Raw genomic sequence first — 26,062 nt, forward strand, 5'->3', positions numbered from 1 at the left:
TTTTTATTTGATAATGTGGATTACAGCCTCTGGTTCAAGAATTCTTAACGCAGTAGGAACTTTCCATTTGTTCTGCTGTCGAATTTCATCATAATCCTCTGTAGAGAAATATAATGGCGTAGCTTGCTGGTCTCGTCCCCAACGATTCTTTATATAAACCAAATCTTGCGATTCTTCTTTCTTTTTTATCCATTGTTCCAACATTTCATGAACCATCAAACATATATAGTCAAACAAATCTTTTGTCAGCAATTCACGTTCAATGCCCGAGAGTTCTGCTGTCCTCTCCAAACGCCCAGCAAAATATTTCTTAACTTTCTTTTCAATTTCCCCTATCTTAACCATGTCTATATTGCCTGCAGATTTATTATCAGCTAAAGTTGGGTATAGATGTCTCACATATGCGCCAATGAATAATGGTAAATATTTTTCTACAGACTTATGAGAGAATGGAGTGATTGAGATAGGCTCAACATAGTAGTAAAGCTTCTCATGGAATTCCCTAAACTTCTCAAAATGTGATACGTCTCTAGAACGGAAAGGATTATGCAAAGTCAGCACTAGTCCTTCCTTTTCTCGTGCAACCCGAGAACTTGCCTGAATGTATTCAGCAATATTTCTCGGCATTGAGTTCATTATGATGGTGTTAAATCTTGATACATCAAGACCAACAGAAATCATATTTGTGGCAAGGATGAAATCATCAGGTTTGATTGCCTGTTGCCAATTTCCCCCCTCTTGATAAGGAAAACGATGTTCTGGACTCCAACTTATTGACTGAACCTTATTCAATTCTGCAACTGCATCGTTTCCAGAAAGTCGCCCTGTAAGTTCTGATTTGGAAAAACGTTCGTTATATGCATAGAAACATTCTAGCATATTGGAGTAACGCATCACACGTTTGTAAAGACGACGAGTGTATTTAGTAAATTCCATGTAGAACTGTGCATCCGTTTTGCCAACCTCTTTCAAACTATTGAAATAAGAAATGGTAGTGAAATAGTAATCGGCTGCTTTGATAAAATCTTTGTCGTTCAACTTAGCCAAATTCTCTTTCTCAAAAATTGCACGATGGACAAACAGAATAGCAGCAAGCCTCATCTGTGTCGTCATCTGTGTTCTGCCTGTTGGCATCACTCCAATATACCTGCGCTTTGATACAAACGACCAATCTTCGTCTCCCTTTTTTTTGCATCGTTTGTAGAAAGCAAAAAAAGAGTCATCATAGTCAATACCATTCTTAGGAAAAATGCTTATTCCTCTATCGTAGAGGGCACGAACCTGCAAAGCCGTATTACGAGTTGTAGCAGTTGATGAAATAATCTTCGGACGAATTGTTAAGTCTCCCTCTTTTCTCGTGCAAAGTTGGTCGATAGCACATTCATACAAACTGACAGCAGAACCCAACGGACCTAGAAGTAAGTGTAACTCATCCTGAATGATAAGATCTGGAGGTAGTTTTTGCCAATTCGCGCCACGACCAAACAAACGCCTGGAATCCTTACTTGCAGAAGTATTATAAGTATTAACCTTGTGAGCCAATTGGGCGAATTTATCTACTGTACCAAACAACAGTGTAGGAGGATTTATGTAGATATCGTCATCACATAACCTGACAGGAATCACCGCATTTTCCACATCATAAGTACAGAAAATATTTTTGCAGAAAAACTTCACACCACTACTTCGACTTGTCTCGTGTGTCAGTTTAGAACCACACCAAGGGCAAACATCCAATGGAATTTTGCTGTTATTTCCAGATTCAGTTCTGCTTTCCCATTTGCGACATTCTTCTTTCAGGTCTTTTAACGAATTAGGCAGTGATTGGTCACCAACAAACAGTCCTATTGAAATCTGTTCTTTACCAAGATTGTAGTAATCTATTTCCCATAGACGAATTTGCTCTAAAGCAAGAATCAAACGCAGTGCTCTTTGGAACTGCTGGGTAGTCAGCAATCGTAACGTATATCGCATAATAGCCGTTACGCCATAACCCGCTTCTCCACAAGTCAAGCGGCGATTGATAATTGTAAGGGCAATCAAACCCAAATAAGCTTCCGTCTTGCCACCACCTGTCGGGAACCATACTAAATCGACCAATTCATTGCGTTTTGCCCAAGAGACATCACTTTGACTCTTAAATATGCCATCAAGATTCAAAAGAATAAACGCCAACTGGAATGGTCTCCAAGCTGCATGTTCAACTTTGGGGAATATGTTGTCTGTAGCCTTTCTGTAGAAATTGAAATCCAAAATAGATTCTTCATCTCTAACCTTTTTTTGATTTTCTTTCTTGTTGTGCCACAATTGCATAAACATCGCTGCATTCATGGTTCTAAATGCTTTCATCTTAGCTGAGTCAGACAAGAATTCCATCACATTATGTTTCATTCTTTCGTAATCCGTCTCACAAGCATCAACATTTTGAGTAGCAGTTTCGTAATCTTTCAGTTCACTGATACTATCTCGTTGTGTCTCAATCCATATTTTGTATGTAGACACGAACTCCAACAAACCACTCAAAATCTTTTCATCAGAAGTTTCTGAAAAGAATGACAACCATTTAAACTGAAGGCATTGACTATCTTCAAGATAAGGCTTGGGTAAAACATATCCGTTCTGTCCAGCCACTTCACAAGACTTGTCTCGTGGAACAGGCTCAACATCTGGCGTTTCAATACTCGGCATAAACTCCGAAAAGACATGCATCACTCCATCCTCATCTTTCTTCCAGTCAACAGAACAAAGATGTCCAACACCATAATCCTCAACTCTGCGATAAAGAAAATTAAGATTGTGAGCTTCCTTGTCATCAAGACTATCAGATTGCAAACTTTTATAAGGACAAAGATGCTTGCTTATTGCTTCTATTTTAGTCCCAAAGAAACATCTTTCGTTTACCGTCTCTGACACGATGGAATAATAATGTTGTCCGTCGGTCGTTACTTCTGTCGAAGAATTGTTTAGCAATATCTTCAAGTAAGTTCGGTTATCTTTAGTCTTAATCAACTGTAACCAGGCAGAGAGAGAAAGTTGTATATTGTCACTAATTTTGACAGCAATAATATCTTTGAGACATTTATTCTTTTTTGGTGAATAAATAACTTTACCATCCTCTGACGAGATCTTTAACCTTACCGAACTCAAATCAATCTCTTTTGAAAAAGGATGTTCTACCCAATAACCAAAATTCCGACTGTCACAAATGGAAATTAAGTCTTCGAAGTACGAAAAAAATGTCTCATATCGCTCTATCGTTTCTATTCGTTTTTTGATTGTCTCAACTTCTTGGGCTGTAAAATATGCATTATTTTCTTTTAATGAAGAAATATTCTTGAATAATCGTTCTTTGTAAGAACTAAAAAATCTATACTGTTCCTTGAAAGTTGGATTATTGAAAATCGTATCAAAACTCCCATCAGGATTTTTTGCTATCTCTGCTGTTATTTGAATGTTGAGTGCTCTTAGACTTTCTTTATAAGTTTTCAATTGTGCTTGCGGAATCGTTCGGCGTAATGATAGTTTGTCTCCCTTTAACTCAAACCATTCATTAAACATGGCAGCATTCTTCCTGAAAAAAGCCTCAAAAGCTTCCTGTTCTTCGATTATGACTTCAAGCTGTGTGTGTTGTTCTAATTTTGTGTAATAGCGACCTGAAACAACAATTTTCAATTCATTGTCATTGGCGAAACTAGAATCTAAACAACATGATATTCCCATTGAAGAAGGGAACCTTCTACTCAAAGAATTCAGATCCTCGTCTTCATTCTGAAAGTTATCAATTATTTCTTCAAGTTCATTTTCTTGCTCGTAATTTTCATCTGGCGTTTCTATTGCTTCGGATTCCGTATCCGTATTTACTTGTTTGGAAGCGTCACCGGTCTTAATTTCTTTTTTGAAAGGAAACAATATAGCTGAACTGTAAATTGAACCAGGAGTTGTACTTACCACTTCTCCCGAAAAATCTGTTTCTTCACTGACAGAAGAGCCTGACTTCAAGGAATACAGCCCCTTACAACCGCCAGGGCCGATGAGTTGTTCTTTGATGAACAGTTCCAAAGATTCACGTTTAGTTCTTATCATATATAGATATATTTTTTATTTCAGTATAATCAATTTCTTTCTTTAGCAAGTCAATCAATGCTTCTAAGTCGTCATGATTGTCAATGCCAAACATATCTTTCATCCCATCGCTCAACCTTTCGAACGCTTGCTTATAATCGTCTGAGAACAAGTTGTTACAAAGGAATGATCTAAGCATCGAATTCTTTTGTTCTGTTTTTGTTCCTTTTTGGGCTTTCTTTCGCCGAATAATTTTATCATATGGAGTTGCAATTGACAAATATTGGAAGAGCGCATCCTGCATCCTGCGGCTTCTTGGCAAAATCATATCATTGTTTTGGGCGTACCAACGCTCAAAAGACTGTCTTTTGATTTGCTCTGAATATGGTATTTTCTCCATTACTTCAGCAAATACGATATCAGCACCTCTTAGCTCAACTTTTCTTCTTAGTAATATCTCCCAAAGTTCACTTTCAGATGAAACTTCATCATCTGTTAAAGCATAGCGTTCATCTTGACGAATATACAATTCATCTTTCTTGATTTCATCTTCTGATTGCTCAAGAATTGATTCTAAAATATCTTGCAATTTTGATAACGGACATATTAAGAATGCCTGTTCACTCTCTTGCATAAGAGAATTTAGAGATGATACTGGTATTATTTGCTCATTACTGAACAAATTGTTCTCTTTGCAGATAACATAGTCAGATTCTATCAGTTTAATTGACTTACCACTGCCTGTGAAAGCACTATATCGCTTATTGTTTTGGTTTGCTCTATGACTATTACTAGAACGGGATGTTGAGCGGTCTCGGCTGTCATCAATCTTTCGCTTTGGTCGTTCTGGTAGGGGAACTGTACATTTTACATAGTTCATGCGATAGTCAGACGACAAGATGTTTCTTAGAGTTCTCATGTATTCGTAATGATGCACCGCATAATATGGGTCAAAAACAAACGGGTTGATTATATTCAATAGTTCCTGTTTTTCACACAAACAGATTGGGTCAAACGAATTTGGATAATGATTGTATGGTCTGCCTACATAATGTCCTTGATAAGACAATACAATTATCTTGTTTGATGGGTTATTCGAAACGTATTTACCTTCTAATGCTTTATATTTTAACGATTTAAATGTTTGTGTTATAACACCAATTCCATATGAATCAAACACTGAAACGATATGCTGCTTGTAGTAGTCTGGCATGAAATAATCAAGAATGAGACAAACTTTTGTCTGTCCATTCAAAAATGTCATGATTTCTGGGAAGATTTTATTTTCCCATGTATATTGAATATTTTTAAAAAATATATCAAAATACTGTGCATCAATGTCGTCAATAGAATTTTCGAATTCGTTTTTGAATAAGTTTTGAGAGTATTCATTGAAACAAACTGCCAAATTGTTTCTTGCCTGAATATTGTATTCACAAGCATCTAATGCATCATCAACAAGTGTCTTGAAATCATCTAATCCTTCTTGCTGTATAATTAATTTGTTTTGTTTGCGAATCCTTCCAAAGATGAAGTCTGATTCTTCTGCGGATATAGAAATAAAATCTTTCATTTCCTTTACATTCTCATGCAATATGTCAGCGGCATTTTTAAGCTTCCACGTTAATTGCCTTTGCAATTTATATGGTTTTGTTGAAAAGTAAAAATAAAATACATTTTGTATTCCTGCCCCTAACTTATTAAGTCTTTCTATTCTCGGTTTTTGAAACGAATATGCTTCAGAGAAACGCCCGTTTGCGCTTCTGGAAAGAAACACGAACATGTTTTCTATTTTGCATAAACCTTTATTCTTCTTTATAGGACGATCCAATGCTCCTACTTCAATGTCTGCTCTGGAAACAGCATAGCGCTTATCACATATGGTTTTCTCATTACCACAATAATTATCTAGATAAGGATTCTCCCGAACAGAACAATCAAAAGGCTTACAAATTATCAAGTTTTTGTTGATACTGCTTTCCGGTATATTCCTGTTCTTAATATAGTTATAAATACGCTTTGAATATTTGTAGTTGTTCTGTGCCTGTTTGAATTTTTTTGATTTAGCAGAACAATCCATCGGTAAAGTCATACAAGCTCTTTCTATATCTGCGCGCAATTTAATTTGTATTAATCGGTTGTAAAGCAATGAAAGTTTCAATGTAACAAACTCAATACATATTTCTTGTGCCCAAACTTCTGAAGCAGGAATATACAGCAGCGGATAACGCACTTCATCATCTATTCTACTTATGTAATAGTTCATCACGTCATTTATCATGCACAAGAACATTCGTGCATCTTCCTTTTTAGGATGACACATCACATCAATAATCAGATTTACATCCGAATTATTCTTGTTGTAGTGATTTATAAAGTGCTGGTCGATCATGTTGTGTTATATATTAAGTATGAATATATCAAGACTCATAATGGCACGAGTCATACCAACATAAATTTCAAACAAGAAATTTTCGTAGGTACTCTTAACTTGCTTGGCAGGGATCACAAGTATGATGTTCTCATTTTCCAATCCTTTGTATTTTAAAATAGAAGAAAGTCCAATAGCACGTTCTGGCAATCTAGATATATTCTCCTTAGAAAGTTCTATAACAGAATCCGAATATGATAATTTATCATAAATGGAATCTTGACCATCCTGCAGAGAGGTCAGCAAATCTGAGTGTACAAGAATTGTAGAATTATCCAATGAAAAATTAGAACTTGTCATCTCTTTTCTTTGTTGCTTAATACCTCTTGTTAGAACTTTAGAATCCTCTACAAAATGAATTTTACAGGCACATTCATCATTGCTAATCTTATTCCAAAAAGCTGTAAGATTTTCAGAGTTCACTGTCATTAATTCATTTGCATATCTTACAATCTCTATATTAGTCGGAACTCGTTTGTTACCATTGATTGTAAAATGTGCCGAAGTACGTAAGATCTCATCTATTGCAGATTCTAAATTGCGCGTGCCACTATTATATCCTTGCTCAATATCATATAAAACTAAGAATCGGCCCGTTCGCAGGCCAGTATGTTGCAATGACGTTAGTTCTCTTAGTATGGTAATCATTCCTTTATCAGCAACATCCTGTGCTTCGTCTATAATTACATAATCATAATATTTGTCTTGCAAATATTTTATAATAGTTGACTCCAGTTCCTGCAAGCCTGTTGTAAGGCTTAACTCATTGATAGATATTTGTCCGCCAGAAATACGATGCAAATATGAAGCATAACTCTCTACATCGCAATTGCTAAGCCCTTCTAATTGAAGAATGTATTTAGTTTGTGCAGCAAGCAATTTTGTCCAGCACAGATACAAGCCATTCAATCCCTTGTTTTTCTTAATAAAAGCCTTGGCTATTGTCGTTTTACCAGTACCTGGACCACCTTCTATCGCCACTCGGTGATTCCGTTGCAAACTATCTAATGCATCCAAATTAGAGATGTTCAACCAAGTTAAAATGTCCTTTAATGATGATTGACTGTATCTTCCTGTATCTTTGATCGTAGGTGCAAAACAGTTAACTACAGATGAGAGGATTTCTGTAGAAAGATTGCAGCTAAACCAATGTCTTCTCCGTTTGTCTTCCTTCAACACTTCGATACAGAAGTCTGCAAAAGAAGTATCCGAATCTTGTTTGCTTTTATTCCACATTTTGTAAGATAGATCCTGAACGGGATTGTTGCTTGTGCGTTCAAGGCTTGCATGAGGGAAGGCACAAAGATGGTCAATGAATACCTCTTCTCCATTTAATACTTTATTGTTGATAATCGCCCATTGGTAATCTTCAGCTTGCTTGAACGGTGAACGGTCCATCTGGGTGAGTGTTCCTTTGTTCTGGTAAAAATAATGACCTGCTTCAATTTGTATAGCTCCGCCTTTCACCTCTATAACAATCGCCCCAAGTTCACAAATAAGTAGAAAATCTATTTGTATTTCTCCAGCTCTACCAGAAGTAATGTGAAGTCTTATATCATGCCAAAAATGCCACATTATTGAACTCTTTTCACAGTCATGTACAATACGTCTGTACATGTCAATCTCACCCTGTAATGGAGTCCCATCATTCTTTGTTATAAGATGCTCTAATCGAGACAAATCCCTATTTGTATAGTCTATAATCATATTTCTTTTTTAGTCCAAAGTGTAGGGTTAACCAAATCTTTTAGTTTGTAATTAAACATCTTTAATATTTCTTCCCTATGTTGCGGGAATTCGTTTAAAAAGTTGACAAATGTCTGTATTGTTTTGCAAAGTTTGAGACCATTCTTTTCATAATAGCCATTGCTCAACCTGTCTTCAAATTCTTCAAACGAAATTTGATTGGGAACATCTAGTTTCTTTGTCTTTTGCTCCCAATATGATTGATTGCGGTAGCAGTATTCCCAAAATGACATGTAGCGATAGAACTGCGGTTGATTGCACCACCGCGCTATTTGAACATAAATATTTGACAATTTATGATTGACATAATCTGCATGTCTCATTACATAACCGAAACAGCCATATTGCATCAAAATTTTGATTCGTTCAAATAGTATTTTGATGTCATTATAAAGTTTCTCATCTTCACCGGATTTCAATGTGTAACCACAAAAAAGATAGAATTTCGTTCCGCGTTTGGAATTATGTCTCTTCCAGATTTTTAATGCTTTGATTATCTTATCACGGTCACGCCAGTTGTCAAACGCAAAAATAAAATCGCCATGATACTTACACTTAGATAACATCTGAGCAATTTCTTCACCATCTTCACTTTCAGCTAAAATGCGTTCATCTAAACCCTGTCGAAATTGGAATGGACGTTTTGAATCAATGAGACTTTGTAACATCGGCTGCCAAATTTCTTTTGGAGCTGCCAAAAAATTATCATCCCAAAGATAAATATAAGGACGAATCAAATCGCCTTTCTCATTCCTCTCATCATCTAAAAACCATTCTAATTCCGAATAACGATAAACCTTATTTTCAAGTTTATTAACGCAGAAAGGGCAATGGCGAATACAGCCGCGTGTTAAAAAACCTATTGAGTAATAAAGATAATCATTAAAGTATGATTTCTTTCTTCCTGCTTTTATTTTTGATTGTATGTACTCGTCATAAAGATGATAATATGGCATTTGCCTACACATATCGATTCCCCATTTTTTCTTTCCACCTCTTTTATTTGGATAATTATTCAAAAAAATATCATTTTCCAATTGATTCATGTCACGAGTACGTGAAGATTTGAAGTCTTTGATATCCTTTTTTATAGCATAATCACCAGTTCCACCTATTTTAAACTTGTTTTCGTTTGGAGTTTTCTTTACCTTCTCATAAAATGGAGGGTCTGGGGTAAATGAGAAAACTTTGGACATGTATATAGTGGTATACTCCATAATATTCTCATCTTTATCTATTATCAAACGAAAAGGAATTGCATTATCAGTTAGGAAACCCGCTAATTTCAGTAGTACAAGATTAGGGTGACGCGTACCACCATTCAATAGGTCAGCATCAACTAGTCCAATCAATATTTTATCTTTAGATGTCATTTTTAATATTTGGGAACAGATTTACTCTGTTAATATTAGCAATTCTTTTATGTTTATCTCTAGAATCTTCGCAACTACTACTAATGTTTCTAGTGACACTTGAGCAGTATTTAGGTATCATTTTGGAATTGTTACGGGAACCTTGTGATGCTGTTCTACTAGTCATTTATTAGTATGTTTCTTTTGTAAAAGAACTACTGTTGGTCTGTTTATCTACCATTGTTAAATCCTTTTAGATAACAAAAATAAGAAATAAATTTCAATGTACATAAATTTCTATCAAATATTAAGCAGTAATTTACATATTTCATAGTGAATTAAGTAACTTATGTAGCATAATTTTTTGATAACTCCTAACTTTTCAAGTCAATTATGGTATGAATTATTTCTTTAAGTAGTTATTCGTAATTATTTTAAACATGTTCAAATCGCATTACAAAGATTATATATACGTCTTGGTTAAGATTGCAAAACTATAATGGACTGTTTGGGCGAGGAAGCTGTGTGCAAGCCAGTGAGTTGGACCGATAGAGTGTGTGCAGCCAAAGAAGCTTAGTAGAAAGCTTCTGCTTGACAATGCAAGTGTATACCGTAATGAGAAAATAAAGCGAATGTGTCCCATATGGGAAAAACGAGGTCTCTTTCTCTTCTATATTCCCGTATTCTCCTCATTTGAACATTGTGGAGACGTTGTGACGTATTATGAAAGGGAAATGGGTTAGACCACAGGGCTATGTCACTATTGAATTGCTTTTTTATGTCATCAACAGGGTTTTGGCGGCGATAGGAATACAATTGAATATTAACTTTAGCTATTATGCTGCTTAAGTTTGATTAGTTACTTAACGTTATATTTTTTTCATTTTCTTTCTCCACCTCTGAAACCCTCTCATCAAACTTTCCTCTTCCACCGACTCCGCCATATCATACTTTACCACAAACTCATGCATCGACTTTATATACATCACCCCATTTTTGAACTTATTTTCCAACAGAAACGAATAAAGCTCCGCTTTCATTTCCACCTCAATTTCCTTTTCAATAATAAAGATACTGTCCTGACCGAAATAATTATAAACTTCCGGATTTTTCCCTTGCCTTGGGCTGGGAAGAACAAAACAGATATTTCCAGTCTCTTTCCAGGAAACGCCTTGCGGATGAGGAACAGATAATTGATGCAGGAAGTGATAAATGGGAGTGAGGTGGGAGAGGTGGATTGGAATGGGAAGCCTTGAAGGTGGATTGCCGGGCGATTGAAGTTCTAAACTTTGTCCGTATCGGACATACATATACCTCGCCAGATATGGCTTAATGGCAAACGTGACTGTAACCATAGGATTTGAATTTTGAATTGTTGAAATTTATTGTATACTGATTGCCGCTTCGTACGGCAGATTCCGTCGTGTTTGTTGGAAAAAATTCCATGGGTTACGGGGACGGAATTCTAATTCGGTAAGAAATTGAAATTCAAATGGTTACAAATGCCGGTTTTTCCTTTAAAACCAACGGGCCGTTCCTTTAAAAGGAACGACCCGTTGCACACCGAGGAAGGACCTCTTCCTTTTAAAGGAACGGACGGCTCCCTAAAATCCATAGTGCAAAGCTATTCCTAATATTCTGATTTTTCAAAAGGAAGAATAGCGGTAATCTTTATATTATGTAATGAAATATCATAAATGGTATACATATCTAATTTATGCGTATGTATATTGGCAATATGTAATAAAAATATACTGATTAATAGGACGTGTGTTTTAACTATATTTATCAGATAACTATTCTTAAAGTGGAAAAACTTTTTATTCCTTTTCTTGTTTCTTGCGTAACAGGCGGAAAAATAGTTCAGATAAGTAAGGTGAACTTCGTACTTTTACGTCTCAAACAAAAAAAGCAAGATATGATAACATCAGTGAAACTTATGCTGAACAAGAGCAGGATATTGAATAATGGCAGTTACCCTTTAGTATTTCAGGTGATCCACAATCGGAGAAAAAAATTGCTGTATACAGGCTACCGGATGAAAGAAGAGGTGTTTGACGAGTCGGAAGGGAAGATTATGAATGGCGTAGGTTCTACTTTTACGGCTACGGAGGTCGTGAAAATGAACCGCGAGTTACGAAAGATGCGGAATCAGATTGATATTCGGATCAGGCAGCTTGAGCGGACAAGAGAAGAATTTGCAGTGGAGGATATTCTGACTCAAAATGCTTTTGGTACAGGAAAATCACAGTTTTATTTATTGCGATATATTAATGCGCAAATTGAGCGTAAGCAGGAACTGAAGAAAGTAGGAATGGCTGCGGCCTACAAGAGCACCCGTTCGTCGTTGGCAAAATTTATAGGTCGCCCTGATGTGCGGATGTCAGAGGTTGATTTGGCGTTCGTCAGGAGATACGAGGATTTTCTGTATAGTAATGGTGCTTCTGGCAATACGGTAAGTTATTATCTGCGCAATTTGCGCTCTTTGTATAACCAAGCGGTAACGGACGGTTATCATCCTCGTGGCGAATATCCATTTGCGAAGGCACAGACCCGCCCGGCGAAGACTGTAAAACGTGCTTTGTCACGGACGGATATGCAGAATTTGGCGGACTTGAATTTGGAGAATGAACCAGAACTGGAATTTACCCGCGATCTGTATCTGTTCAGCTTTTATGCGCAGGGAATGGCTTTTGTCGATATTGTCCTTTTGAAGAAAACCGATATTTGTAATGGTGTGCTGACTTATTCCCGCCATAAGTCGAAACAGCTGATTCGTATAGTGGTGACTCCGCAGATGCAGGGCGTGATAGATAAATATAACACGGAGAATGAGTATCTCTTTCCGATCATTAGCGGTGAATATGCTTCGGGATACCAAAAATACCGTCTGGCGTTAGGGCGTATCAACCGCCATTTGAAGAAAATCGCTGTTGTAGCTGATATTAAAGTACCGTTAACGACATATACTGCTCGGCATACTTGGGCTACCCTCGCACGTGACTATGGAGCTCCGATTTCTGTGATTAGTGCCGGACTTGGACACACTTCGGAAGAAATGACACGCGTCTATTTAAAGGATTTTGATGTATCCATGCTCAATCAGGTGAATAGCATCGTTACAAACTTATCCAAATGAAATAATTATTTGTAATATAATCTGTTGAGAATTAGAAGATATAATATTTTTATTTATCTTTGCAATATTGTAATCTATTCCGTAATAGAGATCATATTAAAATATCTTTGTTTCTTAATATATTTCACGCTGCAAAGTAAATGAAATTTTTCAATATTGAATTTATCATAAAGTCCAATAATTTATTCATTTTGTACAGATAGGGACAATAATGGCTAACTTGTTTGATTGGTTGCCTGACATTGCTCTATCAGTTGTTTGGGGGTACATCCGAAATGTTGTTTGCAGTAACGGTTGAAGTTACCTTGCGAATCAAATCCCAATTCTTCAATGATATCTTTTATACATACTCCTGGTTCCGTCATTTTTTCCAATATTCTTTGGTTCTTTTGTTTCAGCATCCACTGTTTAGCTGTCATACCAAACACTTCATTGAATTTGGTAAAAAAACAGCTTCTTCCCATATTCGATAGTGAGATAAGCTGCTCTATATTATCTACTTTGGTATGATTGTGCATGACAAAATCTTTAAAATCCACTTCTTTTCCGATAATGGGGTGGAATAATACTGCAATCTCCTGTTTTTCATAAAACCCTCGTAAAAGAAAGAAAAACTCTCGTTGCATCAGCCCGTGTAAGTGTGCGCAACTCATTCCGTTTTTGATGCAGTGAGTTAATACTTCAAGAAATAGTGTTAATGGATAGCGTATTTTAATTGGTGAAAAGTCATATTCAATGTTGTTGCATACATTTGATAAAGACTGTAATATGAGCTTGTCACAGTTCTCTGCAGGTATATCGAAAAACATGGAGAGTAGGCTTGAATCGGTTCCCGCAAATCCTTTTAGTCGGGAAGAACGAGGGATGAGTATCATTTCTCCAGCATGAAACAACTTGTTATGAAACTGGTTGCAACTTATGGTGAAATCGCCTTTCAGGAAGAACAGGAGATAATTTTTTGTTGTATTATCTTCTTCAAATGCTGCATTCTTAGCGAATTCAAGATATTTAAATCCAGTTTCAATCGTTGTCATGTAGTTTTGACATGACCGATGTTCTTCAATATACAGAAGTTCGCTTTTTATATGTTTTGTTTCCATAGCAATAACTGTTTTGATTGTTTGGTCTGTTGCTTATCTGTTTGTTTCACAATTGTTTCAGTATCTATTTTTTTAATGAATTATATATCAAAATGATATTATTTATTTTGTTTGCTATGATTCATTGTATTATGATGTTGAAACATTTTATTATTAGTTTTTGTAATATAATTCTTTGATAATTAGATGTTTACTGTTTATGTGTAATTATGCATCTCTATTACGGAATAGAGATGCATAAGAAATAGTTTGAAAAAACTGTATATAATGAATGATTGTATAAGAAATAAAGCCGGCATACTTATTGGTCTATTTACTTTGCTAGGATGTTTTGCGGTTAGAGCACAAGATATAGCAGTAAAAACGAATTTACTTTATGGCGGGTTGTTACAAACACCAAACATAGGGGTGGAATGGGGAATATCTCCCAAACTGACTGTTGATTTGTGGGGAGCCTACAATCCTTTTCCTTTGGGTAAGAATGGTTATGGTTCCAACAATAGAAAAATGAAGCATTGGTTGATACAATCAGAGCTTCGCTATTGGCTTTGTGAACGGTTCAATGGACATTTCTTTGGCGGACATTTGTTTTATGGACAATATAATGTCAGTAATATTCGATATTGGGGACTAGGTGACTTTAGAAGACAGGGAAATCTTGCCGGATTCGGATTCAGTTATGGGTATCAGTGGATTCTTTCACCACATTGGAGTATAGAAGGGACATTAGGGGTCGGCTATGCACACCTGCATTATAGTAAATACCCGTGTAAGGAATGCGGTGAGCGTTTAAGTGTAAACAACCGTAATTATTTAGGGCCTACACGTGCCGCTGTATCTATCATATACTTACTTAAATAATGTGCCAAATGAATAGTTTTCAGATTATAATACTTTCCTTTTTTATGAGTATAACGTTCATGTCAGTTTCCGCTCAAAATAATGATTCGATCAAGATCAATAATTTTTCTATAGAGAAGAATGCTCAAGGGGATTCTGTGAGTTTGAGATTTCATTTGATGATTGCTCCCGGCATTACAAAAGCAAATGATGAGTTGTTGCTTACACCTATATTGATAGATATAAAGGGAAATCAGTCTTTTGCTTTCCCTGCCATACGCGTAAATGGCAAAATACGGGAGAAAATAGTTCGAAGACAAAAAGTGCTTCACTCATCAAAAGCAGAGAAAGACTTAATATATACAGTATCCAATCGGCAATGGAATACAATAACATGTTCAACTCCGATGTTAGCCAATCAACTTTGGATATGGCAGGCAAAGTTAGTGTTACAGCGGCAACTTAGAAATTGCTGTATGAAAAAGGAGTTGGATATGGTGGAATTGTTTACGTGGAACCGGACGGATGGATATTCTATTGTTAAGCCGGAAATAAAGAATAAGGTGAAAATACCGGAAATGTTACCGCATAAATGTGCTACGGAAGTACTGGCTGAAACAGAGAAATTTGTAGAACCCATAGATAACTATTCAGTGGGCAAAAGGATTCTGGCAGGCGAGCAGGAAGGAGCACAGATTGTTTATTTCAAGCTTGCAAAGGCAGAGATAGATAGCAATTATCTGGATAATGAGAGAGTGTTGGAACATATTATTGATGTAATTCGCCGTATTAGTGAAGATCCCGAAGTAGAGATAGCTCGCGTAGTGCTATTGGGGCTTTCCTCACCCGAGGGGGCTTTTGAATTCAACAAACGATTGTCTGGAAAACGAGCTGAAGCGCTGAAGCAATATATAGCCGACCGGATTGCTTTGGCGGATAGTTGCTTTGCACTTGTGAATGGTGATGAGGGCTGGGAAGAACTACGTTATAAAGTGGAACATTCTGGTATGGAATACCGTAAGGAAGTATTGAATATTATTGATTCTGTTCCGATAATGAAAGGGCGTGAGGGACAGTTGCAACGTTTGAAAAGAGGAGTGCCCTATCGTTATTTGGAAGAACACTTCTTTCCGCAACTGCGTCGAGCAGGATACATCAAAGTGTATTACCGGATGAAGAATGGAACCGTATAAATCTCAATATATAATAATTTATTTTTTAATCATAAAACGAAAAATGAGAAAGAATTATTTTCTAATCGGAGTATTTGCGCTGGCAACAATAACGTTTGCTGCTTGTAGCAGTGAGGGCAAGCTAGGCGAAGAAAGAAGCGATGACAATGGTAATACCGAAGTCATAGAGGGAGAACCTACTTGGGCGAAGTTTACATTTAAACTGGGCAAAGATAGTGTTGTAGCACGTACAACGGGTGACACACATGAAGGTACTACTACAGAAAAAAACATCAAAAATCTGCGGGCTTATATCTTCAATGAATCCGGTAGCTTTGAAGCAAAGACGGATAATGCTACTGTAGATGAACATGGCACGGAGCACACTGCTGTATTGAAACTAACTTCCGGTAAAAAGAAAGTGTATGTAGTAGCTAATATGCAGGACGACTGGATTACGTCTACCACTACAACTACTCAATTTGAAGCTGTTACTTTGACACATTGTACGAAAGCAGGACGTATTGCCCATACCAAAGGTGTAGAAACGGCAGTTGCTGTATCGCGTGTCGGTAATTTTGATAAAATATCCGGTAATGGGAATGCGGCGACCAATGGTTTCCTGATGGCAAACGTATTGAAGGCAACCGAATACACATTATATCCCGGGATTTCTGCTGAGGATTGCTCGAAACCGGCGTATGATAGTTCGGCGGAAATGAAGAAAAACAATCATTTGGAGGTGTTCATATCCCGTGCTGCTGCTAAGTTGCAGGCTACTTATGCAAATGCGGATGCTTTGATATTGAAAGATAGTGAAAGTAATACATTAGGCAAATTACTTACTCCGACTTTTACGGTTCGTAATCTTCCGGTTCAGAGCTATATATTTCTGCATAATCATGTTGATGGTTTCCTTACACCGTTTTATACAATGACTAATACTAGCTCTACATTTGCAGATTTCGCTAAATATTATGACGAGGTGAATGAGCCTAATTTGGATTTGAAAGCAAGTGCTGACGGGGAAGCTATAGAGTCTATATATTTGCCGGAGAACTCCAATCAGACACCGGTAAGGGGAAATACTACTTATGTGTTGGTGAAAGGTGTATTTGCTCCGGCGGCTAATGTGATGATTAATGCTGTTGAAGTGAAAAATGATGGTAGCAATCTTAGTATCGAAAATAAATTAGACGGAACTGATTATACTACAGGAGGAAAAGATGTACCGCCATATTTTATTGTCCCGGAATGGGAAAATCAGATTTATACGGCTCCTGCAGACTTTAGTGGAAACTTGGCAAACTATGGCTTGGGCATGATTTTAAAGACTTATTTGAATAAAGCCGGAAAACAGAAATGGTTAAATGCAGTAGACGAGGGAAGTGCTGTAGACGAAGGTGATATAGAAAATTCTGTAAGTGTATATTATGGAAGCTCATTCTCTACTTCTGAAGGTATTTATTCAGTTGTTACCATCAAGAAATATTCGCATCCCAAGAATGCACTACCGGGCTATAAGGAAAGTATTGAAGGAACAATACGTATTTTCCAGTACACCGGAGGTACCTGTTACTATCGTGTGAATGTTGAAGATAATATGGATGGAAAGACGGAAGCCAACAATCTGTTCTATTCGGTAATGCGCAACCGTTTTTACAATGTAAATATCTCAAAAATTACTTCAATCGGTTATCCTGATGATGAAGATGTTACCGTGGACCCGACAGATCCCATCAACCAGAAAACGTACATGCAGGCACATATCACAGTGGAACCATGGACGAAAGTTGAACAGGATGCAGAACTGGGAATGTAATTGCTATTAGTTTGCCGGTTCATTAAAAATAGATTTTAACGGATTCTTTTGCCGGGGCATTTTCCCCGGTAAAAGAATCTAAAATCCCTCTCAATAACAATTTAACATGTATAGTACATTTTACCGGAAAAGAAGGATGGTGGCATATATATCAATGCTATTATGGCTTATTACAGGATGCGTTAATGAAGATTTTTCCGATTGTCCGCAGGGAAGTTTCCAGGTGGCTTTCGAATATGTTCATCACACGGACAATACTTGTCCCGATCGCTTCAACATTGACGTACAGCAAATAGACTTGTATGTATTTGATGCAGCCGGATGTTTTCTGAAATGTATAACTCGTAAAGGAACGCCTTTCCCGAAAGATTTTCGGGTTGACCCGGAACTTTCTGCCGGTAGCTATACGTTGGTGGCATGGGGAAACTTGACTGATGAAGTGACTTTACAACCGGTCTTTATTGCCGGACAAACTACGCTTGAGCAAGCGTTATTATCACTCAACGCAACAGAAGAACGTAGCGTGAACTATAGACTGACTCCTGTTTTTCATGCTATGAAACAAGTAGAAGTAAACGATGTGAAGGAACACACTGAAGTTCTTTCACTTATAAAGAATGAGAATCATTTGCATCTGAATGTGAAGTGGTTTGAAAAAAGCGGAATACCATGTATTCACCGCTGTGCGGATGGTGTGCGTGTCCGTGTGGTTGACCCTAAAGGGGCGACTTATAAATTTGATAATTCTGTAGTTGCTTCGGGCAATGAATTGACATATTATCCATATCAGGGCACAAATAATGATGCATGGAATCAATTTGCAGGTGTTTTTTCTTTGATGCGTTTGGTGGAAGGGGAAAAATTGACGCTACTGATAGAACGTTTAATGCAGGACGGCACAATCAAAGAACTCTACCGTTCTGGTTTAGTCGAACTCATCCGGATGCATCCATATACCCGTGTACAGTCGGAACTTGACCGGCAGGATGTGTATGAAGTAGAAATATCGCTTATAGATGATCTGGACGGTGACACGGATACTTATATGCAAACGGCTGTTACCGTATCAGGGTGGACAATCATATTGCAGGATACGGAAATGTGATACTTTATAATTGAATGAGAGAATGAGACTGAAATTAGTTTATATATATAGCTTCGTTGTGACATTATTATATCTACTCACTGCTTGTACTGACGGAACAGAAGCATCTTCCGATAGTAATGGTCAGGGAGAAGGGAAGGAAATCCCTGTCAGTATCATGCCTAAGCTTGTTGCAGGGGATGAAAATGAGGTATCACAATTGCGTGTTATCATTTTCTCGACACGCACTTCCAATCCTTACGGGCCTAAAGTTTTAGTCAGCAATCAATTGATAGATATAAATGAAGATTATGTTGCCATTACCTATATAGGATACAATGATATTTATGTGATAGGAAATGAACCAGTAGATCTTTCGGGAATAAACAGCCCTGAAGAATTGAAAAGTATTCAGATGAATTCGGAAAGTAACTTGAATGCTTCAAGATTTGTGTTTTTCCGGCAGTTGCTTAATGTGAATGTGCGAAGTAAAAATGAGATATATACAGAGGGGGTGTCTGTGCCTGTATCTAAACTGGAGATAAAGTTGCAACGTGTGATTGCCAAACTAAGTGTTAAGTTCGACCTAAGTACGGAGATTTGTGAAAACGGAAATCCCACGGGCGAATATGTCAACTTTGAATCTATGGAGCTGCTTCGTATACCGAAATATAGTTATTTGGTTGCCGGTAAGTACAAGATAGAAGAAGGTTTTCTAGATAACCGTATGTTTTCATTGAGAAATAGCAGCACGGAACAAAATCATTTCACATGGTCGTCCGGTGAAATCTATTTGCCGGAATATTTACCGACAGATAAAGATTATAGAATGGTATTGCGTATTAAAGGAACCTCTAGAGGAATTACCCGGGTATATACTCTACCGATTGGTGACGCTCTGAATTCTATTGATTCACATTCTACAGAATGGAATATAACCCGCAACAGACATTACAGTTTGAATGTTAAAGCAATAACCGGTTATGGGGAAGAGTCTCTCGAGATGAAATCCAACGTTTCCGGATGGTCGGAAATCAATGTCCCAATTGAAATAACGGGAGCTAGTTTTCTTGCTGTCAACAAAAAGACGGTTGAAGTAAAATCGCTACGCTTTTACTCATACGTGCGTTTTGCCTGTAATGCTCCGGTCGAAGTGACACTCCCCACTGGGGTGACAATCGGTAATCAACTACAAATGACAATAGAATATGATGATGCAAATAAGAAGAGCGGACGTGTCGGATTCAGGCGTGGAAACTGGAATACGGGTAATAATATTACCTATGTAACTAAATTGAAATCAGGTACTGCGTCTGTTGAACTTAATCTACAACTTTATGCCTCGGAAACGAATCGTAGTGAAAAAGATCCTGTTACTTGGGCTGAAGCCATGGGGTATTGGGAAGAAGCGACTTGGATGCGTGTCGGCATTTATAATGAGGAGTTTTATAAAAGAGCCACTAAGGAAACTGGATGTAGGGCGTATTATCCTGAAGGGGTAAGTGCAAATGATGCAACAAGAGGAAAAGGATGCTGGAGATTAGCTACCATACGTGAAAATCAGGCGATTAATTCAGGTCAGTCATGGTGTATAGAAGAACATGATACAAATGCCAGAAAGGCGTATATAAGTTACGGATTCAATAACCTCATAGACAATTATAAAGAGGAAAAATATCTCTATAACTGTACTCTTGATGTCCGTCCCCCTGAAGTTTCAGACTTTATTGTTTCAAGTACGGATGTTCCTAATGTTACGAAAGAAAACGCATCTTCTGTATGTGCAAATTTAGGTGGTACTTGGCGGTTGCCCACAGGAAAAGAAATGAATTATGTTTTCTTGAATGCCGGAACCAACGGACTTCCCAATAATTTCTTCTCGGACAGCTATTGGGGAAAGAATGATGATGGCACATTTATAGTAGCCACTATGAGCGATCCGGATGGAAGTGATACGACTGATGAACTGCGGAATCAGAAACATACGGTACGTTGTGTGAAACTACGTTATCCCTCTCTTTGATAAAAAAGTACAGATATGATAGTAAAAAAGAAATATATTCAATTACTCCTGTTTGTATTGCTTTTCTCTTTTGGAGCTTGCAATAGTGATGAAATGTCGGAGAACAACGATCCGAGAGATGTACAGGAACAAATGGTTTTGAGGCTGAGCGTACAACAAGAATCTGTTATACATACGCGGGGGATAGTTGTTCCTGCCGATGAAGCGAAGGTGGAAAGTATGGACTTCCTAATATTCGACCATAAGGGAGATCTTGTTTATCATCAGCACCCTGATTTGGAATGGACTGGGAATGAATATAAGACGACGGTGAACATATCTTCAGCCACAGGAGAACATACATTGTATCTGATAGCCAATTATCCGATGGAGGAAGGGACAATACATACTTTGCAGGAGTTGGAAAATAAGATATGCACAAGTACGGAAGCACTTGTAAAACCGCCTTTTGTAATGGCTACCAGACGCATAACTCTTTCATCACTCAATATGATGAATATTCGTAATGCCATGGAAAGTGACGGCAGTAATGGTTTCAGTTTAAAACGGAATGTGGCGAAATTCAGTGTGGAAGTAACAGCCGGCAATTTTAAATTGATTTCAATAGATTGGTTGGGTTGTCCTGTATCAGCTTCAGTATTGGCAGACGTGGATTATATCAGTCCTTCTACTTTGTCTGTCAGTAATCTTGCTCCTTTGTCAACTCCTATTTATCTGTATCAGATTCGGAATATGGGTTTGGATGCTCATAAGGGATTTCATATTGTTGTACGTGGAAAATATAAAGCAACGGATGGGACAGAAAGGGAGGGATACTATAAACTCCGTCTGTGTACAAAAGACAAAGTTCCGTTGACTTCAATTACAGGCAATGATTACTATAAACTGACTATCGGGAGTGTTAAGGGATTTGGTGCTAATTCATTCGAGAATGCGGAGAAAAATGGATTTACTAATGATATGGAAGCATACATATTATTAGAGTATAACGGTACGTATGATTATAAGGAGAATTATTTATGGAATGGTTATCAGATGGGATTTGAAAATTCCCATTGGATTATATACAGTAATGAAACCTTGAATTCTTTTGTGTTAGGCCATTTCTACCGGTGCATCCGGGATGAATCATTGGAGAGTTACACTACGTTTGACCCGGATTACCCCAATCTTCAACGTAGATTGATAACAGTGAAAGCAAACGGGACAGAAATAACAGGGGAGACAGTTTGTAATGATACTCCTGATAATCCTGTTGAGATGGACTTATGTTTCACGGAACCGAGTGAAAAAGCAGGTACGGAATACTCTTTTACGAGTATTATCCAATATGGAGTCCTACAAAAAACGGTGACTGTTGAACGCTATCCCTCTATTGGCCAGTCATATACAGTGCTTCCCATGCCATATACGCATTATGGGGAAGTCGTTGGTTTATCTGATTGGATTGGGATAGCTGAACAGCGACATGAAGGAGCCATTCTTCACCCCCTGTTAGACTCTGTTAATGATTATATTTTTGTCCATATAAAGGAAAATAATACAGGTAATGCGCGTGAAGGAAAAGTGCGTCTGTTTGGCAGAAATGGGTATTTCGAACTTCGGATACGTCAGGAAGGATAATGCAAATAGTGTTAAGAATGAAAGGAGATATGAGGATGAATATATTAAACGATATTTTGGAAAAAGAAGGTGATAATCGAGGCTTTGTTTATTTGTATTATCTAGAGGATTCATGGAAAGCATTCGGATATTCTGCTTTTTGTCTGTCTTTACTTTATCCGGGGATGAAAATCGTGAAATGTGATAATCCGGATATTATATGCTTTTGTATGTGTATATCGGATGACTGTCTGATAGAAATATTCGAGATGAGCCGGATATATGTCGGGAATGAATGTATAGAAATGAAAGTGCCGGAAAGGATTTGTGGTGGAGAAAACGAGTATGTCAAATGGTGTAATGAATTGTGCTTGAACTTGTAGAATTATGAATAAACGAAGATTAAGATTATTACACCTTTTAAGATTGGTAATACATCAGAAATATATAAGACTTCTTTATATTACTTTAGGCGTGTTTCTACTTTTATGTACTTGTTCTGCCAATTCTGGTAAATCAAATATTATGGCAAAGCAACAAAAAGACAGCATACTGATAGAGCGCTTTTGGGATACGTATGATTTTACAGATACTATCCGGTTAAGCAGCTCTGCCACTACCGAAAAGATGCTGGTGGATTATCTTTCTCAATTGTCGGAATTGACAGAGGAAAGGGCTTTTGAAAATATCAGGAAATTGGTGTTGAAGACTAAAGTTAATAAGGTCGTAAACCGTTGGTTTCTACAACGGTTGGAGCATCATCTATATGAACCTGATTCGTCACTACGGAATGATAGTTATTATATTTCAGTATTGGAGGAAGCATTAACATCTGGACACTTAGATGGAATGATGCGTATACGTCCTTTGTATCAATTGAAAATGCTTAAAAAGAACCGGATAGGGATAAAAGCTGCTGATTTTACTTTCATTCTTTCTACGGGAGAACTTCAGAATTTATGGGATATTTCCGCTAAATATACATTATTACTGTTTTATGATCCGGACTGTATTTATTGTCGGCAATCAATGATGGAACTGTCTGAATCATCGATAATAAATTCCTTCTTGCAACATAGTGGATTATCCCTATCGCAACTTGCTCTTGTTACGATTTGTATGGAAGGTGAAATAGATATGTGGAAAGAATATCAGCAGTCTCTTCCTTCTGTGTGGATAAACGGTTATGATGTCAGGAAGGTGTTGACTGAAAAAGAACTATATTTCTTACGTTCTCTTCCCTCGATATATTTGTTGGGAGAGGACAAGCAAGTATTATTGAAAGAACCCTCTTCTATAAGTGAAGTTACCAGTTATTTATTAAATAAGTATGATGATATATAATAGTGGCATAAGAAAAATGGAATCATGACTTTTCCGCTGCCTGTGAAGGTAGCCTATTGTTTGTTTTGTTTGTGTGTGCATCTTTTTCCCGGTGGGGAAGAAGGTGCACTTTTTTATTATGATATTTATTAGTTTGAATATGTTTGTTTATTTATTATTCTCCCCCAGGTATTGATTTTGTCGCTTTTTTCTGCTTTTCGTCGTTTTCTTGTCGTTTATTTAGTTCCTCTATGTCAGTTGTATATGTCTGAAATGCTTTTTAGTACTTTTCTGATGAGGTTATTAGGTGTCGTTTCATCTCCGTGGAAGATGCTGCATCTTTGCATCGTTAACGTTAGCGAAGTGATAATTAAAACAGTATTTATTTAAAAAAGAAAAGTAGTATGGCTATTAGATTTAGAAGGGTGTCTCGCCTGTGTGACCCTACAAATAAAGAAGCAGGAAAGAAAGTGTATCCGGTGATTTCTTATCAGTATGATACGAGTGCAACGTTGGATGAGTTTGCAAAGGAGATTGCGTCTGCTTCCGGTGTCAGCGAGGGTGAAACGATTAGTGTATTGAAGGATTTTCGTACGTTATTGAGAAAGACATTGCTGGGTGGCCGTTCGGTGAATATCGCCGGTCTGGGATATTTTTACCTTTCTGCCCAAAGCAAAGGGACGGAGAAGGCGGAAGATTTTACGATCGCTAATATTTCAGGGCTTCGTATCTGTTTTCGTGCTAACTCGGATATTCGTCTGTTTACCGGGACGACTACCCGTTCGGATGGATTGAAGTTCAAGGATTTGGATCATATTAATGATTCGGGTAGTGTTGGTGACGGTTCGGATGATGGGGGTGAAACTCCGGATCCGGATGGTGGTTCGGGTGGTAATGGTGAAGCACCAGACCCAGCTGCTTGATTCATGAGCCGTTGAGAACTGTCTGGTTTGTATGGAATGGGGCTTCGGCCTCATTCTTTCTTTATAACTACGTAAAAATGATTGAATATGCAAATAACTACAATCCTTGCTTTTATTACCGCTATGGGTGGTTTGGAAGCAGTGAAATGGTTAGTGAGGTATCTCACTTGTCGTAAGACGGATGCACGGAAAGAGGAAGCGTCCGTGAACAGTATGGAAGAAGAAAATCGCCGTAAGAAGGTGGACTGGCTGGAAGAACGGCTGACTCAACGTGACGAGAAGATAGACGGGCTTTATATTGAACTTCGCAAGGAGCAGGAAGAGAAGATTGACTGGATACATAAATGTCATGAAGTGGAGTTGATACAGAAGGAGTCGGAAGTGAAGAAGTGTGAGATTAGAGGGTGTGTGAAACGTATGCCACCTTCGGATTATTAACTGGTGCGTTTGAACTAATAATGAATAATCATGAGAAATATAGATTCTATCATAGTACATTGTTCGGCTACGAAAGCCGGACAGGATTTTACTGCCACAGATATTGACCGTTGGCACCGGGAACGTGGGTTCAACGGTATCGGGTATCACTATGTGATCCGTTTGGATGGGAAATTGGAAAAGGGGCGGGATGTGGCTTTGTCCGGTGCTCATTGTAAAGGTTGGAATGAGCAGAGTATCGCGATATGTTATATCGGTGGATTGGATGAGAACGGGCGTCCGGCAGATACCCGGACGAATGCTCAAAAACGGGTGCTTTATCAGATTATTATCGATTTGCAGTGGGAATATAATATTCTCCAAGTGTTGGGACATCGGGATACTTCACCGGATTTGAATGGTGACGGAGTGATTGAACCTTATGAATATGTGAAGGGTTGTCCCTGTTTTGATGTGAAGGAGTTTTTGAGGAGTGGGAGGGAGTTACTGTTTGTATTGTTGGTGGCTTTGGTTGTGCCTGTATTGCTGTCGGGATGTAGGAGTAAGAAAGAGGTGATAAACAGGGAGAGTGAAGTTAGGGTTGATTCAAGTTTAAATAGTAGCTCCGGGAAAAGTCTTGTTAAAAATAAGGTTGCTTTAGAAAAGGATTCGGAGGTGGTGGAGGAGCATATCGAACAGGTGCTGTTTGTGTTTCCTGTGGATACGCTTGGATTGAAGGTTGGGATGGCGGTAAAGACTGTGGTGGATAGGAAAAACGTTAATGAGAAACAACTTCTTCAAGAAGTGAATTCACAGTCTGTGAGCTTATCGGATATGAGCGCTAAGACAGAGATTCATAAAACGGGAGTTGAGAAAACTACTAATAGGATAATCGGAGGTGGGTATTGGTACGGAATTATTTTGCTGGTTCTGGTTATTGTGTGTTGGATTTGCAAAGTGAAGAGGAAGTGAGATGTTGTTTGTCTGGTACAAAACTAGTTTGATGAAAAATGGAGTCATGGTAGT

18 protein-coding genes are annotated in these 26,062 nt (G+C 37.7%); 12 read left to right on the forward strand and 6 right to left on the reverse strand.

The window, feature by feature from the left end; translation table 11 throughout:
* Nucleotides 1-3: 3 nt before the first annotated feature.
* The 5 genes from KFO40_RS04020 to KFO40_RS04040 form a co-directional block, all read right to left on the reverse strand.
* Nucleotides 4-4,083 (reverse strand): helicase-related protein, encoded by a 4,080-nt coding sequence (locus KFO40_RS04020; protein ID WP_211146096.1) that lies wholly within the window; start codon nt 4,081-4,083, stop codon nt 4-6.
* Nucleotides 4,070-6,454, reverse strand: coding sequence for a hypothetical protein (locus tag KFO40_RS04025; RefSeq protein ID WP_115484497.1), 2,385 nt, complete (start codon nt 6,452-6,454; stop codon nt 4,070-4,072). The genes KFO40_RS04020 and KFO40_RS04025 overlap by 14 nt, the downstream gene beginning before the upstream one ends.
* Nucleotides 6,455-6,460: 6 nt before the next feature.
* Nucleotides 6,461-8,200 (reverse strand): NERD domain-containing protein, encoded by a 1,740-nt coding sequence (locus KFO40_RS04030; protein ID WP_117610835.1) that lies wholly within the window; start codon nt 8,198-8,200, stop codon nt 6,461-6,463.
* Nucleotides 8,197-9,612: a hypothetical protein gene (locus KFO40_RS04035; protein WP_115484499.1), complete on the reverse strand. Its 1,416-nt coding sequence runs from the start codon at nt 9,610-9,612 to the stop codon at nt 8,197-8,199. Before KFO40_RS04035 ends, KFO40_RS04030 begins: the two co-directional genes overlap by 4 nt.
* 848 nt (nt 9,613-10,460) lie before the next feature.
* The gene (locus KFO40_RS04040) at nt 10,461-10,946 is read right to left on the reverse strand and encodes a hypothetical protein (RefSeq protein ID WP_211146097.1); all 486 of its coding nucleotides are present in this window, start codon (nt 10,944-10,946) and stop codon (nt 10,461-10,463) included.
* A 563-nt stretch (nt 10,947-11,509) separates the two neighbouring features.
* On the opposite strand from KFO40_RS04040, the gene KFO40_RS04045 reads away from it, so the two are divergent.
* On the forward strand, nt 11,510-12,730 hold the full coding sequence (locus KFO40_RS04045) for a site-specific integrase (protein ID WP_211146098.1): 1,221 nt from the start codon (nt 11,510-11,512) through the stop codon (nt 12,728-12,730).
* 215 nt (nt 12,731-12,945) lie between these two features.
* Here the strand turns inward: KFO40_RS04045 and KFO40_RS04050 are convergent, their stop codons facing one another.
* A complete protein-coding gene (locus KFO40_RS04050; protein WP_099147594.1) occupies nt 12,946-13,830 on the reverse strand; it encodes a helix-turn-helix transcriptional regulator in 885 nt (294 codons plus the stop codon).
* A 267-nt stretch (nt 13,831-14,097) separates the two neighbouring features.
* On the opposite strand from KFO40_RS04050, the gene KFO40_RS04055 reads away from it, so the two are divergent.
* From KFO40_RS04055 to KFO40_RS04105, 11 genes are all read left to right on the forward strand, one after another.
* Complete coding sequence (locus tag KFO40_RS04055; protein WP_099147595.1) at nt 14,098-14,691, forward strand: DUF3575 domain-containing protein; 594 nt, start codon at nt 14,098-14,100, stop codon at nt 14,689-14,691.
* An 8-nt stretch (nt 14,692-14,699) separates the two neighbouring features.
* Nucleotides 14,700-15,863 carry a DUF3868 domain-containing protein gene (locus KFO40_RS04060; RefSeq protein ID WP_211146099.1) on the forward strand — a complete coding sequence of 388 codons (1,164 nt, stop codon included), beginning with the start codon at nt 14,700-14,702 and terminating at the stop codon, nt 15,861-15,863.
* 43 nt (nt 15,864-15,906) lie between these two features.
* On the forward strand, nt 15,907-17,664 hold the full coding sequence (locus KFO40_RS04065; protein WP_211146100.1) for an Mfa1 family fimbria major subunit: 1,758 nt from the start codon (nt 15,907-15,909) through the stop codon (nt 17,662-17,664).
* A gap of 106 nt (nt 17,665-17,770) precedes the next feature.
* Entirely contained in the window at nt 17,771-18,769 is a 999-nt protein-coding gene (locus KFO40_RS04070; protein WP_229097442.1) for a FimB/Mfa2 family fimbrial subunit, read from the forward strand.
* 22 nt (nt 18,770-18,791) lie between these two features.
* A complete protein-coding gene (locus tag KFO40_RS04075; protein WP_195443306.1) occupies nt 18,792-20,771 on the forward strand; it encodes a hypothetical protein in 1,980 nt (659 codons plus the stop codon).
* Between the two features lie 15 nt (nt 20,772-20,786).
* The gene (locus KFO40_RS04080; protein WP_195443308.1) at nt 20,787-22,394 is read left to right on the forward strand and encodes a fimbrial protein; all 1,608 of its coding nucleotides are present in this window, start codon (nt 20,787-20,789) and stop codon (nt 22,392-22,394) included.
* 17 nt (nt 22,395-22,411) lie between these two features.
* Complete coding sequence (locus KFO40_RS04085; RefSeq protein WP_229107709.1) at nt 22,412-22,756, forward strand: hypothetical protein; 345 nt, start codon at nt 22,412-22,414, stop codon at nt 22,754-22,756.
* 142 nt (nt 22,757-22,898) lie between these two features.
* On the forward strand, nt 22,899-23,717 hold the full coding sequence (locus tag KFO40_RS04090; RefSeq protein WP_195443310.1) for a DUF5106 domain-containing protein: 819 nt from the start codon (nt 22,899-22,901) through the stop codon (nt 23,715-23,717).
* Nucleotides 23,718-24,100: 383 nt separating this feature from the next.
* Nucleotides 24,101-24,619 (forward strand): HU family DNA-binding protein, encoded by a 519-nt coding sequence (locus KFO40_RS04095; RefSeq protein ID WP_004323245.1) that lies wholly within the window; start codon nt 24,101-24,103, stop codon nt 24,617-24,619.
* 87 nt (nt 24,620-24,706) lie between these two features.
* Nucleotides 24,707-25,057, forward strand: coding sequence for a hypothetical protein (locus KFO40_RS04100; RefSeq protein WP_008649883.1), 351 nt, complete (start codon nt 24,707-24,709; stop codon nt 25,055-25,057).
* A gap of 30 nt (nt 25,058-25,087) precedes the next feature.
* Nucleotides 25,088-26,008: an N-acetylmuramoyl-L-alanine amidase gene (locus tag KFO40_RS04105; RefSeq protein WP_195646496.1), complete on the forward strand. Its 921-nt coding sequence runs from the start codon at nt 25,088-25,090 to the stop codon at nt 26,006-26,008.
* The last annotated feature ends 54 nt before the right edge of the window (nt 26,009-26,062 follow it).

The sequence above is a fragment of the Bacteroides sp. 1001302B_160321_D4 genome (assembly GCF_015667765.1).
GTDB classification, from domain to species: domain Bacteria; phylum Bacteroidota; class Bacteroidia; order Bacteroidales; family Bacteroidaceae; genus Bacteroides; species Bacteroides xylanisolvens.